Genomic DNA, 14938 nt, shown 5'->3' with positions numbered 1-14938 from the left:
ATGGTCAGCGAGGTACGGTATCGGCGGGATAGGGAAAAGAACCGGGACGATAGCTACAGCTCGGTTCTTCCGCGTAGACGTCTCCGGTGGTCGCGTAGGCCCTGGCCCGAGATCCGCCGCAAACCTTCCGGAACTCACAGACGCCGCATCGGCCCTGCAGCCGATCGAGATCGCGCAGTCCGGTGAACAACGGTGCGGTGCGGTAGATCTCGGTCAACGGCTGCCGTCGAACGTTTCCCGCCGCCACCGGCAGAAAACCGCTAGGATGCACGTCGCCGCGATGCGAAATGAACACGAATCCATTACCGGCGCTGACATGCATCGGCGGTCGCCGTGCTCGGCGAGAGCCGCTCAGCAGGCCGAGTTCGGTCAGCCCGTACCGGAGTTGGTGATACAGCGGTCCCAGCGTCAGCACATCGGCTGCCGGAACGTCGCGGCGAGCCAAGGCTGCCCGCTGCAGGCAGACTCGCCGGAAGTGATGGGCTTCAGTGGTCTTGACCGGTATGGTCTCGCCGAGGTCGTAGAGGAAGTTCAATACGTCTTCGGTCTGGGCGGCGTCCAGGCTACCTAAAGCTTGCCCGCGTCCGGTGGGAACGAGAAAGAATACGCTCCAGAGAAGCGCGCCGCGGTCACGGATCAGTGCGGCGATGGCGGGAAGATCCGCCACCGTGTCGCGGGTGACCGTGGTGTTGATCTGCACCTTCATGCCGAGTTCGGTGGCATCCCGCCAGGCTCGCATGGTCAGCGCGAATACGCCGTCGGCGCCGCGGAAACCGTCGTGCGCGGCTGCTCCGGCCGCGTCCACGCTGAGCGAGATGGCACGGGCCCCCGCCTGATGCAAGGACGCCAATGCCGCACGGGTCAGGGTGGGTGTCCCCGAGGGCGACACCGACACCGCGAGGCCCAGCTCGGTGCCCCGGCGTACCAGGTCCGTGAGGTCCGGTCGCTGGAACGGGTCGCCTCCGGTGATCACGAATAGCGGTGCAGGGCGACCGAAGGCGGCGACCTGCTCCATCAGACCGATGGCCTCGGCCGTATCGAGTTCTGCGCTGTCGCGTCGCGGCCGTGCCGAAGCGCGGCAGTGCAAGCATGCCAATGGACACGCCTGAGTGGCCTCCCAGATCACGATGAACGGCCGGTCGGCGCTGTCGTGACGAGGAGCCCGGATCTCCCGGGCAGGGCGCACCCCGCCCCCGATGTCATCATTACCCGCTACCGCCATACTCCGACTCATCCCGCCTCCTTGAGGGAGTGCCCCTTATCGCCCGATGGGCCGGTCGGATCGAATGTGACATCGGACAGGCCGCTCGTTCCGTGACGAGACCGTGCCCGGCCTGCGGAACCCAGTCCTCGCCGTGCCGACCGATCGGGACCCGGAGGATCATCCTCGATCAGCGGATTGCGGCTCGACAGGGCAATAGAGCCCTGTTCGGAGTGCCACCGGCCATGCCAGAGCCGTCCGGCTGGTGCGTGAAGGTCTGTTCCTGAGCCGGCTGTCGAAGTCGCGCCGGACCTTCGGCCTGCGGTGTCCGGGTCCTCCGGCAGGCGCCCGCACGAACTCGATCATGAGCCAATGGGGACATGGGAGTCCCCGAGGAGCAGCCCGAGAAACCCTGGCGTGGAGAGACACCGGCCGAGAGACCCGTTCCCCCCGATCTCCCCTCGATCATTCAGGGCGGCATGGGTGTTGGTGTATCCGGCTGGCCTCTGGCTGCCGCCGTGGCCCGGGCAGGGCAGCTCGGAGTGGTTTCTGGCGTTGCCCTCGACGTCTTGCTCGCACGGCGACTGCAGCTCGGTGACGAGGGCGGTCACGTGCGCCGCGCGTTGGCGCGCTTTCCGGTGCCCGCAGCGGCGCAATCCGTGCTGGACCGCTATTTCGTGCCCGGGGGGATCGCCGACGGGACACCGTTTCGGCCGGTGCCGCGGCTCGGTCTGCGGCCTCGCCGCCACGGTCACCTGCTGACTGTCATCGCGAACTTCGTCGAGGTGTTCCTCGCCAAGGACGGCCACGCCGGCCCGATCGGCGTGAACCTTCTCGAGAAGATCCCGATGGCCAACCCGGCTGCGGTGTACGGGGCGATGCTCGCCGGGGTGGACTACGTTCTCATGGGCGCCGGGCTACCCACTGAGGTGCCACGGCTGCTGGACGCTCTCGCCGAGAATCGCCCCGCACGGTTGTCCGTGCCAGTTCAGGGCACGTCGGCGGACGAAGATCACCACGTCACCCTCTCCCCCGCCGCGTTGCTGGGCGAGATGGCCGGGCCGTTGCGAAGACCGCGACTGCTGGCGATCGTCTCGTCCGCCACGCTAGCCGGGTACCTGGCACGAGACGACGCCACCCGACCGGACGGTTTCGTGCTGGAACAGACCGGCGCCGGCGGCCACAGTGCCCGGCCGCGGGGACGGCTCACCCTCGACAGTGACGGTGAGCCGGTATACGGACCGCGCGATCAGCTCAACGTGCCCGAAGTCGCCGCGCTCGGCTTGCCTTTCTGGCTGGCCGGAGGGCAAGCCAGCCCGCGGAGCCTGATCGACGCACGGGCAGCGGGCGCCGCGGGCATCCAGGTGGGCACCGCGTTCGCACTGTGCCGCGAATCCGGACTCGATGCCACGGTGAAGCGACAACTGCTGCGCCAAGCCACTGAAGGCGGCTTGGTCGTACGCAATGACGTCCGGGCGTCACCGACCGGGTTCCCGTTCAAAGTCGTATCGATGGCCGGCACTACCGCGGACGAACAGATCTACGAGCACCGGCAGCGGCGGTGCGACCTCGGTTATCTCCGGACGGCGTTCCGACGGGCCGAGGGAGAAGTCGGCTACCGATGTCCGGCAGAACCGGTCGACGAATACGTCCGCAAAGGCGGCCTGATCGAGGACACCGCCGGTAGCCGGTGCCTCTGCAACGGGCTGGCCGCCACAGTCGGATTCGGTCAACTGCGACCGGGGGGCTACGAGGAGCCCCCTCTGGTGACGCTAGGACAGGACGTCACCTTCGTGGCACACCTGCCTCACTCAGCCGACGGCTACACCGCCACCGACGTCATCAACTATCTACTCGATCGTTCGTCGCCGAACAATGCGGCGTGATACCGCACCGCTAGTGGAAACGCAAAAAAGGGGGAAGGCATGCCCAAACGTGTCGCCGTCATCGGTGGCGGAATCGCCGGGTTGGCCGCCGCCGTTCGCATTCATGACCTCGCGCCGCAGGGCACTCAGATCGTCATCTACGAGAGGGGAGACGTCCTCGGGGGAAAGATGAGCACCGGCGAACTGCTCGGCAACCCCGTGGAGCGCGGTGCCGAATCGTTTCTGACCAGTTCGCCGGACGGAACCCCGTCAGCGGCCGTACGCCTTGCCGAGCGGGTCGGGCTGGGCGACGCACTCGTACACCCCGCGGCGAGGTCAGCGGCCCTGGCTGCCGGAGGAAACCTCGATCCCATCCCGGGCGGCACGCTGATGGGCATCCCCCGCGACACCGGCGACTCCGACCGGGACAAGGGCGCACCACTGCTCGGCCCCGGCGAGGACATCACGGTCGGCGCCCTCGTCCGCGATCGCTGCGGTGACAACGTCGTGGACCGGCACGTCGATCCGCTCCTCGGTGGCGTCTACGCGGGCAGCGCCGACACCCTCTCCCTGGAAGCCACTCTGCCCGCGCTCGCCGCCGCGGCACGCAGCGCGCACACCCTGGCCGCCGCGGTGCGGGCCGTGCAGTCCGCCGTCGTACGGCCGTCCAACCGCCCGATGTTCGCCTCCGTCATCGGCGGGCTGGGGCGGCTGGTAACAGCCGCCGCGGCAGCCAGCGGAGCTCGCATCGAGCTGGGCGTACCGGTGCGAAGGTTGCTGCCGACGAGAACGGGGTGGCGACTGCTGGCCGATTCGGCCCCGTCGACGCAGGCAGACGACGTGGATGCGGTGGTGATCGCCGTACCGGCCGCGCCCGCCCTCCCACTGTTGACCTGCGCGACAAACGCATCCGATGCCGGGTCCGCACTCGATCTGCCCTATGCGAGCGTGGCACTGGTCGCCATGGCGTTACCGGCAGGCACGCCACTGCCGGACCTCTCCGGCATCCTGGTCCCGTCGATGGAGGGCACGCTGGTCAAGGCAGCGACATTTGTCACGCACAAATGGGCGAATCCGGCCCGGCCTGACGGACCGGTGATCATACGGGCCTCTCTTGCCCACGCCGGCGAGGAACAACGACTTGACCGTGATGACGCGGCCCTGGCCAGACAGGCGCACCGCGAACTCAGCGCACTGCTTCGTGCCGGCTTACCGTCACCGACCGATTTCTGGGTGCAACGCTGGGACGGCGGGCTTCCCCAATACCGCACCAAGCACAAGGAGCGAGTCGCTGTCCTCAGAGACAATCTGCCACCCGGCATCGCGCTGGCGGGTGCCGCGTATGACGGCATCGGTATACCCGCTTGTATTGTCAGCGGCGAAACAGCCGCCGATGGCATAGTCGACTATCTGCGAATGCTGTAGGCGACGCCTGTCCGTCAACCCGCTTCCCCTAGCCGAGATCGTCGGCTGGACCGAGGATCTCGGCTAGGGGGTCTTGCCGGCATCCGTCCATCGTGAGCCGAACGCCTTCCGCCCAGGAATTTCTCGCCCTTACGCCGTGAGATAGCGGTCGGGCCGGAGGGCCGCGCGAAGGGGTCGGGTTGTTTGACCCATCATCCTGGTGGCCAGTACCGCCGCTGGTGTCCGTCGTTCCAGCCCCAGCTTCGCCAACAAGCGCGACACGTTGTTCTTCACCGTCTTCTCGGCAAGCGACAGCCGCCCGGCAATATCGCGGTTGGTCAACCCTTCAGTGAGGTATTCCAGAATTAGCCGTTCCCTGCCCGTCAGGGCGGCAAGTCGATCGGGCGGAGATTCCCGGGTGTCGGATTGAGCCAGCACCCGCTCAGCGACTGCCTGGTCGAGAAATGAATGGCCAGCCGCTATTCTGCGGACCGCGTGCACCAGGTCGCGACCGTGAGTGTTTTTGAAGAAGTAGCCGGATGCTCCGGCCAGGATGGCGGCGAACAGGTCCTCCTCATCCTCAGAGGTCAGCGGCGTGAGGTAAGCCGCCAGTTGGCACCTCAGCGAATGAGCTTCCCGGTCGGGAAGGTCGTCAGCTTTCAGCGCCCGCGCCGGCCAGGGTCGCGATGCCCGCCGACCGATGCAGGCGCACCTGCCACACGTCCGGGCCGTCCTGCAGCCATTCGGTCGTGAACCGTCCGTCGTACCGCTGGTCGATCTGCGACAGCAGGGGTAGCGGCGCGTGTGGGGCGATCAGTACGAGGGCACCGTCGTCGGGGACGGCGTCGAGAGCGGCGAGGACGCTGGCGTGCCGCTCGGCGTGGGGAAGCTGTCGCACGTCGATGCGGCGGTCGATGCTGAGCACCGCGGCCGGCTCGGCGACGGTACCGCTGACCTCGCCACCGCAGCCGCAGCCGCCGGAGCCGCACCCGCCGGTGGCTTCCGGCTGGTCGCGGAGCAGGTCGTGCATGGTGCCGAGCAGGTCGGCGAGGTCTACGCCGTCGGCCTTCACCAGCGCGGGGACGATGAGGTCGTTCTCCTTGGCCAGATGCACCTCGAACACGGCGCGCAGGGCCCGGGCCGCGGCGGCGGCGGCGATCGGGGACGGGGTGGTCTCCAGTTCGGTCACCAGTTCGGCGATGGCCTGATGCTCGGCGAGCATGCCCTGCACCAGAAGGCTCGCCCGCGGCAGCCGGGCGGCGGCGGGATAGAGCTCCTTCTCCTCGGCGTACGCGTGTGGCAGCAGTTCGGTGTGTACCCAGCTGACCAGCTCGTCGCGGGCCTGCCGGGCGGCATCCGGACGGCCGGTCTCCGCGGACTCCATGAGCTTTGCGATCAGCTCGGTCAGGGCGGTGGCGAGCTGTTCGTGGTGGTTGACGATGGCGGCGGCGGCCCGGTCGGACTGTGACATCGCGCGCTCCTCTAGTTTTGCTGGCGTTTGACGTTATAACGTCTATCATCGTGAAAACCTCGGGAACAGGGCCGATCGGCGAGACGATCGACACGCCGCGACACCGGGCTCTCGGATCAGCCAGCCGGGTTGCGATCCTGCGGCTGGTGCGTGACGCAGCCGCCGGGCTGACCGCAGCCGATGTCGCCGCCACCACCGGCCAGCATCTGTCGACCACCCGCGCCCATCTCGAGCAGCTGGTCGAAGCGGGCCTTCTCGTGAAGGCCAGGCCCAGCGGCGGGCTGCCCGGCCGGCCCGCATGGCGTTACCGGGCGGCCGCCGCCGACCCGGCACCGGCACCGTACCGGGCATTGGCCACCGCACTACTGGAGCACCTGCCCACCGACGGCCGCGACATGCGGGAGACGGCCGTCCGCGTCGGGCGGGACTGGGGGCGACAACTGGCGGCGGCGGCGCCCGAGGGCGACACGCCGGCAGCGACCTTGGCCACCGTCTTCGAGGGTCTCGGTTTCAGCCCCGAGCATCCCCCGGCCGAGCCGGACTCGGACAGCGTCGAACTACACCTGCGCACCTGCCCGTTCCTGGAATTGGTCGCGCAGAATCCCGAGGCCATGTGCAATCTGCATGCCGGCGTCGCCCAAGGTGTGCTGGAGCACCGGGGCGTCGCCGGCGATCGGGCGATGCTGGAACCGTTCGGCGCACCCCACGCCTGTGTCGTACGGCTGTTCCCGCCAGCCCGGCGTACCGCCGGGGACCGGTGATGCCAGCCGCGATCACCGGGCTGCCGGTGCGCTTGCGCGTCCCGGTCCTGCTCGCCTCGGCGCTCGCCCTGCTGGGCGGCCTGTACGCGGCGCTGCTGCTCCTTGGCGTCACGGTGCCACCTCCGGCCGCGCCGATCGAGGACGTGCACGGGCCGGTGATGGTCTTCGGCTTCGTCGGCACCCTCATTGCGCTGGAGCGGGCAGTGGCGCTCGGCCACCGCGGCGGCCTGCTCGCCCCGGCGGCAAGCGCGATGGCCGCACTGCTGCTGCTGACCACCGGCCCCGCCCTGCCAGGCAAACTGCTGATGATGGCCGCGGCGGTCGGGCTGCTGGGCATCTACCGCGCTCTCTGGCGCCGGCAGCCGTCAGCCGCCCTGCTCGCCCAGGCCACCGGCGCGTTCGCCTGGTACGCGGCGACCCTGCTCTGGCTGGCCGGCCTCCCGATCGCCGGCATCGTGCCGTGGATGGTGGTCTTCGTGGTCGCCACCATCGCCGGCGAACGCCTGGAGCTGGCACATGTCGCGCTCACCACGCCGGGCGGGCAGCGCTGGTTCCTCACCGCCCTGGCCGCGCTGCTGACCGGGGCCACAGCTGCCGCTCTGTGGCCGAAGCCGGGCACCGAACTGTTCGGCCTGGGGCTGCTGGCACTGACTGCCTGGCTGGCCGTGTTCGACGTCGCCCGGCACACCGTGCGCGGCAGCGGCCTGCCCCGCTACGTCGCCGCCGGGCTGCTGGCCGGCTACGTCTGGCTCGGTCTGGCCGGACTGCTGTGGGCCGGCGCCGGACCGGCCACCTCCGGTGCCCGGTACGACGCGAGCTTGCACGCCGTCTTCCTCGGCTTCACCATCTCGATGATCTTCGTGCACGCGCCGGTGATTCTGCCCGCGGTACTGCGCCGCCCTCTCCCCTACCGACCGGTGCTCTATCTGCCGCTGGCACTGCTGCACAGCTCCCTGGTCGTCCGGATCGCGGTCGGCGACGCCGCCGGGCTGGAACCGGCCTGGCGCTGGTCCGGGGTGGCCAACGTGGCGTCGCTGTTGCTCTTTCTCGGGTGCGCGGCCACGCTATCGGCCCGATCGCGACGCGCCCGGGTGCGGTCATGAGCCCGCTGGAGTCCGGCCGCGCCGGCTGGCACCGCCGCGCCGCTCTGCTGCCGGTCGGCTACCTCGGCGCCCTGGTCGTGCTCGCGTTCGCCCATCCGTTCGTGCCCGCCTGGCGCTGGCTCGCCATCCACCTGCTGCTGCTCGGGGCGGTCACGAACGCGATCGTAGTGTGGAGCGCGCACTTCACCGCCGCAGTGCTGCACGTACCGGCACCCGCGCACCATCGGGGTGAGATCCTGCGCCTGGTGGTCCTGAACGCCGGGGTCATCGCCGTGTTCATCGGCGGCGGCGGCGACCAGCCATGGGTGGGGGTCGGCGGCGCCGTGGCTGTTTTCGCCGCGATCGCCGCGCACCTGGGTTGGCTCACCGCCCGTCTGCGGTCGGCGCTGCCCGCCCGGTTCGTGGTGACGGTGCGCTACTACCGAGCCGGAGCGAGCGCGCTGCTGACCGGGATTCCGGCCGGTGCCTGGATGCTGGTCGCCGACGCCCCGCTCCGAACGCGGATCCTGCTCTTCCACGCCCACATCAACCTGCTCGGCTGGGTCATGCTCACGGTGCTCGGCACAGCCCTCACCCTCTGGCCGACAGTGCTTCGTACGCGCATGGATTCGGCCGCGGTGCGCGCCGCGCACCTCGCCCTGCCCATCGCGGTGACCGCGATCGGCCTGCTCGCGGTCGGTGTGCTGGCCTGGTGGCCATCGATTGCCGTCTCCGGACTGGTCCTGTTCGCGACGGCCGTCGTGGTGACAGCAGTTCCGGCGGTTCGCGCCGCCCGGCACAAGCCGCCGGAGTCGTTCGCCGCATGGTCGATCGCTGCGGGCACGGGATGGCTGCTCGTGGCGCTGGTCGTCGATGCGAGCACGCTGTCCACCGCCGGCAGCCCGGACGCGGCGGCCGACCGTTTCGGCTCGGTACTGACGCCGCTGCTACTCGGCTCCGTGGCGCAGATTTTGCTCGGCGCCCTCGCCTACCTACTGCCGATGACACTGGGCGGCGGCCCGGCCCGGGTCCGCGAACGCACCGCGGCCCTGGACCGGCACTGGCCGCAACGCCTGGCCACCACCAACGCCGCCCTGGTCGTGCTGCTGCTCCCGACCGGCCCGTACGTCCGAATCGCCCTCTCCTTCCTGCTTCTCGCCTCGCTGGTGCAGCTCCTGCTCCCGGTGCTGCGCATCCTGCTCACCGACCGGAGGCGTCCCGCATGACCACCCGGCCCCTCGGCGGCGTCGCCACCGGCCTCGCCCTGGTCGTCCTCGCCGTGCTCACCGGCGTCGCCGCGCAACGCACCACCGGCACCGGCCCGGTCGCAACCACGACGACATCGACCGTCCCTACCGGGCACACCACTACGATCGCAGTGACCGTCGATGACATGCGCTTTCAGCCGGCACAGCTCATCGTCCCCGCCGGCGACCGGCTGATCATCGCCCTCACCAACCGTGACCAGCGCCGCCATGATCTGATCCTGGCCACCGGTGCGAAGACCGGCCCGGTCAGCGCCGGTCGGACCGCCCGCCTCGACGTCGGCGTGATCGGCGGCCCGGTACAGGGCTGGTGCTCGCTGCCGGGCCACCGGCAGACGGGAATGACCCTCACGATCGCCACCACCGGCCACGCCCACGAGACCAGCACCGCAGCGCCGGCACCGGAACCCACCGCGGCGATCGACACCCTAGCCGATCCCGGCGCCGGCTTCCGAGCCCGGGACGCGGCGGTACCGCCCGTCCCGGCGGGACGTCTGCACAAAGTCGCCCTGCACGTCCGCGAGGTACAGCTCGACGTCGCGCCGGGCGTACGCCAAAGCATGTGGACCTACAACGGGACCGTGCCGGGACCGACCCTGCACGGCCGCATCGGTGACACCTTCGAGGTCACCCTGACCAACGACGGCAACGTCGACCACGGCGTCGACTTCCACGCCGGTGCGCTCGCCCCGGACGAACCGATGCGGCCGATCGAACCCGGCCAGAGCCTCATCTACCGGTTCACCGCCACCAGAGCCGGCATCTGGATGTACCACTGCTCGACCATGCCGATGCTGCTGCACCTCGGCAACGGCATGTACGGCGCCGTCATCATCGACCCACCCGGGCTGCTGCCGGTAGCCCGCGAATACCTCCTGGTGCAGTCGGAGATCTACCGGGGCGGCGACATCGCCGCCATGCGGGCCGATCGGCCGGACGCCGTCGTCTTCAACGGCTACGCGGCCCAATACACCCATCGCCCGCTGACCGCACGCGCCGGCGACCGGGTCCGGATCTGGCTCCTCGACGCGGGACCCAGCCGCGACACGTCGTTCCATGTGGTGGGCGCCCAGTTCGACACCGTGTACGCCGAGGGCCGCTACCAACTCGAACCGTCCGACCCCGGCGGTGCCCAGGTCCTGCCCCTCGTCCCGGCCGCCGGCGGTTTCGTGGAAACGGTTCTGCCCCAGGCGGGCCACTACCCGTTCGTCAGCCACGTGATGTCCGATGCGGACCGCGGGGCCCGCGGGATCATCGAGGTCACCGCCCGATGAGCACCTCGACGAACGTGGTGTACCGGCGCGCGACAGGCCAGTACCCGCTCGTCGCCGCACCGGGTTTCAACGCGGGGCCGCGCCGGCCTCGACGACGGCTCGCAGGCCCGGGTACCGGCGCCGGAGTTGCTCCTCCAGGCGCGAACGCAGTGTGAACGCCGACGCCGGGCAGCCGTGGCAGGTGCCGAGCAGTCGTACCGTCACCACGCCGTCGCAGGCGTCGACGAGCTCGATGCGTCCCCCGTGCGAGCGGGCGAAGTCGCCGGCCGAGCCGTTGAGCAGTGCCTCGGCGGCGGACCGCAGCGCCTCGTCACCGGTCGCGGCGTTCATGATCTGCCAGCCGTCCGGGTCGTCGAGGGCGGCGTGCACCGCCGACCGGACTCGGGCGCCCTCGACCGGCCAGCCGCGCCCCACGGCGAGCGTGGTCAGCACGGCGGCCGGCTCGACGCGTACCTGGGCGAGCGTCCCGTCGCGCAACAGCGCGTCGAGCGGCGCCGGTGCCACGACCACCTCCCCGGCACCGGGAAGCGCGCCGGCCGGGGTGATCCAGCGAAGCTGGTCGGGCCGGCCCGGACAGGCCTGCGGATGGATCGGGATCATCAGCCGAGCCCGGTGACCAGGGCGGTGATCGTGTGCGCCGCGAACGCCATGAGCCAGGCCAGTGTGGTCAGGTAGCCGAACGCGATCAGCGGCCACTTCCAGGTGCCGGTCTCCCGGCGCATGATGCCGACGGTCGCCATGCACTGCAGCGCGAACGCGAAGTAGACCAACAGCGCGGCGATCGTCGGCGCGGTGAAGACCCGCTCACCGGCGTGCCCGCCGTCGGGGTACGTCATGGTACGCAGCGCCTGGGCCGGCTGATCCGCGTCCTCCGCCGCGGCGACCTGGCCGAGGGTGGCCACGAACGTCTCGCGCGCCGACTGGGCGGACAGCACCGCGATGTTGATCCGCCATTCGAAGCCCAGCGGCGCGAACACCGGCTCGACCAGGCGACCCAGATCCGCCGCGTAGCTGTGGTCGGCGACATACGCGGTGACCGCCGTCTTGTCGCCCGGGTCGACGCCGTGCGCCCGCAGGTCGCCGGCCGACTGCAGGGGCAGGTTGAGCAGCAGCCACAGCGCGATCGTGGTGGCCGTGATGATCGTCGTGCACTTGCGGACGAACGAGCGCGCCGAGTCGCTCACCGCGATCAGCACCGAGCGGACGGTCGGCAGCCGGTACGGCGGCATCTCCATGTAGAACGGCAGCGTGGCGCCCCGGCCCCGGCCGATCTTCTGGAACGCCCAGGCGGCGAGCATCGCCGAGACCGCGCCGAGCAGGTACATCCCGAACATGATCAGGCCCTGCACACCGAACGGCCCGACCCGCGCGGCCGGGTCCACCAGCAGGCCGATCAGCAGCACGTACACCGGCAGCCGCGCCGAGCAGGTCATCAGCGGCGCGGCCATCATGGTGGCCAGCCGGTCCCGCGACGACGGCAGCGTCCGGGTCGCCATGATGCCCGGGATCGCGCACGCGAACGACGACAGCAGCGAGACGAACGCCCGGCCCTCCAGCCCGGCGCGCGCCATCACCCGGTCCATCAGGAAAGCGGCGCGCGACATGTAGCCGACGCCCTCCAGGAAGGCGATCAGCAGGAACAGCAGCATGATCTGCGGGACGAAGACGAGCACCCCGCCGATCCCACTGATGATCGCGTCGCCGAGCAGGCCGCCCAGCCAGGGATTGCTCACGTGCGAGGCCACCAGGCCGGACAGCCAGCCGAAGAACGACTCGACATAGCCCTGCAGCGGCGCGGCCAGCCCGAAAATGGTCTGGAAGAACACGACCATCACGGTGAGGAAGACGATAGTTCCCCAGAGCGGATGCAGAAGGACGGAGTCGACCCGCTGCGTGACGGTGTGCCGCCCCGGGGGCTGGTAGGTGGCGTACGTCAGCACCGAGTCGATCCAGGCGTCCAGCTCGGCGGGGTCGGTCGGCGGCGCCAGCACCGGCGTCGGCCACCGTCGCCAGTCGCCGATCAGCTCGCGCAGCCGGTCGATGCCTCCGCCGCGGTTTCCCACGACTCGCACCACCGGCACGCCGAGCGCCTGCTCGAACGCCTCCAGGTCGAGGCTTCCCTGCCGGGTCACCAGCTCGTCGGTGAAGGTCACCGCCACCGCGGCCGGCAGCCCCCGTCCCAGCACCTGCGCCACGAACCGCAGCGACCGCCGCAGCGTCGTCGCGTCCACCACGATGAGGACAGCGTCCGGACGCCGCTCGCCGGCGATCCGCCCGTCCAGCACATCCACCATGATCTGCTCGTCCGGACTGATCGCCTCGAGACTGTACGTCCCCGGCAGATCCTCGACGATCAGGTCGCGGCCGCCGATCCGGGCGTTGCCCACGAACCGGGACACGGTCACGCCCGGATAGTTGCCGGTTTTCGCCCGCAGTCCGGTCAGCGCGTTGAAGATGCTGGTCTTCCCGGCGTTCGGGCTGCCGGCCAGGGCGATCGTCGGCTCGGTGGTGGCGACACCGTCGGCTTCCCCGGCACTGTGGCAGGCGGCGCTCACGACACGCACTCCGCGACCAGCAGCAGCGCTGCCTGCTCCCGGCGCAGGCACACGTCGTAGTCCCGGACCCGGTAGATCACCGGATCGCGCAGCGGTGCCCGCCGCACCACCTCCACCGTGGTGCCCGCGGTGAATCCGAGATCGGCGAGGCGGCGTACCGTCGCCTCGGGCGCGCCAGAAATCACCCCCACCACGGTCGTCCGGCATCCGGGCGCCACATCGGCGAGGACACCGGTGCTGAGCAAGGTCCGCTGCGGACTTCGAGTCACGAGACCAACATAGGCAAGCCTTCGTTAACCTGCCATGGCCGTTGGTCCCTATGAAGGCGGGGAGATCGAACAGCTACGCCATGACTCGGTCGTCGGCTGATCATCGGCTCGGGCGAATCCGATGTGCGGTCACCATCACCCAGGTATCGGCACACCGAAGACCTCTACCCACCGACAATTGCCGACGGTGACCGCGAGGTCACCGGTAAGCCTTACACTCCGGTTGAACCAGGTGATGTTGCCGGTCGCGTAGCTGTTGCCGTACTTCACGGTGAAGGTGGTGGTCGGGCAGGCCGCCTGAGCCGGCCCGGTGACTCCCACGAGTGCAACGGATGCAACCGCAGCCGACACACATCCAGCGCGAATGGCTGTCGTTTGCGGGCCAGTTTCATCATCTTCCGAGATCCCCCAGGCTCAGTCACTGAGACCAACTAAATCCGGCGACGGACCTTGGACGGACGCGGATGAACGCCGCAACCCCGTGTAGATGTTGTGAACAACCCATGACCGGACACAGTCGACCGGCAAGGTCCGGTGATCCACCACGGCAGCCACTTGCTGACAAGATCCGCTCTCGGCGTCGCCTGGCTCAGCCTTCAACGGCGAGGATCTGCTGGTAGGCGGAGCTGATCACGGTCGGGTCGTCGCGCTGAACTCGCTCATGGTCAGATGCTGCACCGTGGTGCGGGTGGTCGCCAGATCGGCCAGCTCATGGTCGATGCGGGCCAACTCGGCCGACAGCAGGGCGATCTGCTCGCCGAGGCGTTCGGTGGTGCGGTCAGGCGATGAAGCGTCGAATGCCGTTCCCGATAGCGGGCCGAGGACATCGGGTTGATCGCATAGACCCGATAACCAGCCGCGAGCAGGGCCCGCACCCAGGTGCCCCGATCGGTCTCGATTCCGATTCCCACCCGTCCGGCGCCCTGCACCGGGTCAAGATCCGCGCAGGATGCCGCCAGGTGCTCGGCGATCAACGCGTGCAGCCGGGTGATGCCTGCCAACCCTTCGGGCAGCCGGGCCCGGGCCAGCCGCCGGCCGCTACCGGAGCCATCCTGCACCTGTCCTTGACCCGCAGGCTGACAAAACCTATTAGATGAGGACATCCATATCGTGGGACACTGCACCGCATTGACGCAGATGGCTAGATTCCCGGGCGTGGTCAGTCAAGGACGGGCTCTCGCTGTTGCCGCCACCTGGATCATCGTTCCGTTAGTGCTAGGCGCGTGGACATTCACGCGCGCCTTTCCCGAACGAGACGGATGGAACGCGGTGATCCCCGCGTTGGGGATTTCAGCGGTTGTCTGCTTGACCCCACTGGCCCTGTTGACAGCCGCGATCTGGATTGCTCGACGCGCCGACAAAGCGCGGTCCGTTGCCGTGCTCGGAGCGCAGGCCGGTGGGATCGGACTGGCCACCGCCGCCTTGGCCATAGCCGGCTTCATCGCATCTCACTGGTGACGAACGGACTGCCGGCGGTCCGCGAGCGGACGAACGTGCTCCACGAATGCGATCGAGTCGTTGAATGCCCGCTATCGGCGGGCCGTGCGAGCTCGGGGACACTTCCCGAGCGGGCAAGCCGCGCTGAAGTGCCTGTACCTTGTGACCCGCAGCCTGGACCCAACAGGAACCGGCCGCGCCCGATGGACGATGCGCTGGAAGCCTGTGCTGAACGCCTTCGCCATCACCTTCGGTGACCGCTGGCCGGCCGCCGAACCTACTGACCGAAGAGCCGGAAACACCGATCACGGTACGGACCCGGAGTACAAGATGGCTGAATCCTAGATCTTTGCT

Annotated in this window: 12 protein-coding genes and 3 pseudogenes; 8 read left to right on the top strand and 7 right to left on the bottom strand. The window is 69.4% G+C overall.

Annotation, left to right across the window (positions count from 1 at the left end; all coding sequences use genetic code 11):
- Nucleotides 1–4: 4 nt before the first annotated feature.
- On the bottom strand, nt 5–1234 hold the full coding sequence (locus Actob_RS19270; RefSeq protein WP_407653674.1) for a TIGR04053 family radical SAM/SPASM domain-containing protein: 1230 nt from the start codon (nt 1232–1234) through the stop codon (nt 5–7).
- Between the two features lie 446 nt (nt 1235–1680).
- Between Actob_RS19270 and Actob_RS19265 the strand changes: the two genes are divergently transcribed.
- Nucleotides 1681–3087, top strand: a complete 1407-nt coding sequence (locus tag Actob_RS19265) for a nitronate monooxygenase (RefSeq protein WP_284922348.1) — start codon at nt 1681–1683, stop codon at nt 3085–3087.
- Between the two features lie 39 nt (nt 3088–3126).
- Nucleotides 3127–4491 carry a protoporphyrinogen oxidase gene (gene hemG / locus Actob_RS19260; RefSeq protein ID WP_284921648.1) on the top strand — a complete coding sequence of 455 codons (1365 nt, stop codon included), beginning with the start codon at nt 3127–3129 and terminating at the stop codon, nt 4489–4491.
- 129 nt (nt 4492–4620) lie between these two features.
- Here the strand turns inward: hemG and Actob_RS19255 are convergent.
- Together Actob_RS19255 and Actob_RS19250 are read right to left on the bottom strand one after the other, a co-directional pair.
- A pseudogene (locus Actob_RS19255) lies at nt 4621–5061 on the bottom strand (LuxR C-terminal-related transcriptional regulator); the annotation flags it as partial.
- Between the two features lie 61 nt (nt 5062–5122).
- Nucleotides 5123–5941 carry a DUF2249 domain-containing protein gene (locus Actob_RS19250; protein ID WP_284921647.1) on the bottom strand — a complete coding sequence of 273 codons (819 nt, stop codon included), beginning with the start codon at nt 5939–5941 and terminating at the stop codon, nt 5123–5125.
- A 50-nt stretch (nt 5942–5991) separates the two neighbouring features.
- Here Actob_RS19250 and Actob_RS19245 point away from each other — a divergent pair, with 50 nt between their 5' ends.
- The 4 genes from Actob_RS19245 to Actob_RS19230 are packed head-to-tail and all read left to right on the top strand — an operon-like array spanning nt 5992 to nt 10323.
- Nucleotides 5992–6702: a helix-turn-helix transcriptional regulator gene (locus Actob_RS19245; protein ID WP_284922347.1), complete on the top strand. Its 711-nt coding sequence runs from the start codon at nt 5992–5994 to the stop codon at nt 6700–6702.
- Nucleotides 6702–7805, top strand: coding sequence for a hypothetical protein (locus Actob_RS19240; RefSeq protein WP_284921646.1), 1104 nt, complete (start codon nt 6702–6704; stop codon nt 7803–7805). Before Actob_RS19245 ends, Actob_RS19240 begins: the two co-directional genes overlap by 1 nt.
- Nucleotides 7802–9010, top strand: a complete 1209-nt coding sequence (locus Actob_RS19235) for a hypothetical protein (RefSeq protein ID WP_284921644.1) — start codon at nt 7802–7804, stop codon at nt 9008–9010. The genes Actob_RS19240 and Actob_RS19235 overlap by 4 nt, the downstream gene beginning before the upstream one ends.
- Nucleotides 9007–10323, top strand: a complete 1317-nt coding sequence (locus Actob_RS19230) for a multicopper oxidase domain-containing protein (protein WP_284921643.1) — start codon at nt 9007–9009, stop codon at nt 10321–10323. Before Actob_RS19235 ends, Actob_RS19230 begins: the two co-directional genes overlap by 4 nt.
- 66 nt (nt 10324–10389) lie before the next feature.
- Here Actob_RS19230 and Actob_RS19225 read toward each other — a convergent pair whose 3' ends face one another.
- The 4 genes and pseudogenes from Actob_RS19225 to Actob_RS19210 all read right to left on the bottom strand — a co-directional run.
- Nucleotides 10390–10923 (bottom strand): NifU family protein, encoded by a 534-nt coding sequence (locus Actob_RS19225; protein WP_284921642.1) that lies wholly within the window; start codon nt 10921–10923, stop codon nt 10390–10392.
- Entirely contained in the window at nt 10923–12878 is a 1956-nt protein-coding gene (gene feoB / locus Actob_RS19220) for a ferrous iron transporter B (protein WP_284921641.1), read from the bottom strand. The genes Actob_RS19225 and feoB overlap by 1 nt, the downstream gene beginning before the upstream one ends.
- Entirely contained in the window at nt 12875–13147 is a 273-nt protein-coding gene (locus tag Actob_RS19215; RefSeq protein ID WP_284921639.1) for a FeoA family protein, read from the bottom strand. The genes feoB and Actob_RS19215 overlap by 4 nt, the downstream gene beginning before the upstream one ends.
- A gap of 797 nt (nt 13148–13944) precedes the next feature.
- Nucleotides 13945–14205, bottom strand: a pseudogene (locus Actob_RS19210) (IS110 family transposase); the annotation flags it as partial.
- Between the two features lie 97 nt (nt 14206–14302).
- On the opposite strand from Actob_RS19210, the gene Actob_RS19205 reads away from it, so the two are divergent.
- Both Actob_RS19205 and Actob_RS44205 read left to right on the top strand, forming a co-directional pair.
- Nucleotides 14303–14605: a hypothetical protein gene (locus Actob_RS19205; protein ID WP_284921638.1), complete on the top strand. Its 303-nt coding sequence runs from the start codon at nt 14303–14305 to the stop codon at nt 14603–14605.
- 39 nt (nt 14606–14644) lie between these two features.
- A pseudogene (locus tag Actob_RS44205) lies at nt 14645–14929 on the top strand (transposase); the annotation flags it as partial.
- Nucleotides 14930–14938 lie beyond the last annotated feature (9 nt).

Source organism: Actinoplanes oblitus (assembly GCF_030252345.1).
Lineage (GTDB): Bacteria > Actinomycetota > Actinomycetes > Mycobacteriales > Micromonosporaceae > Actinoplanes > Actinoplanes oblitus.
The sequence above is the reverse complement of the archived record's forward strand: the minus strand, read 5'-3'. Positions and strand labels throughout refer to the sequence as shown.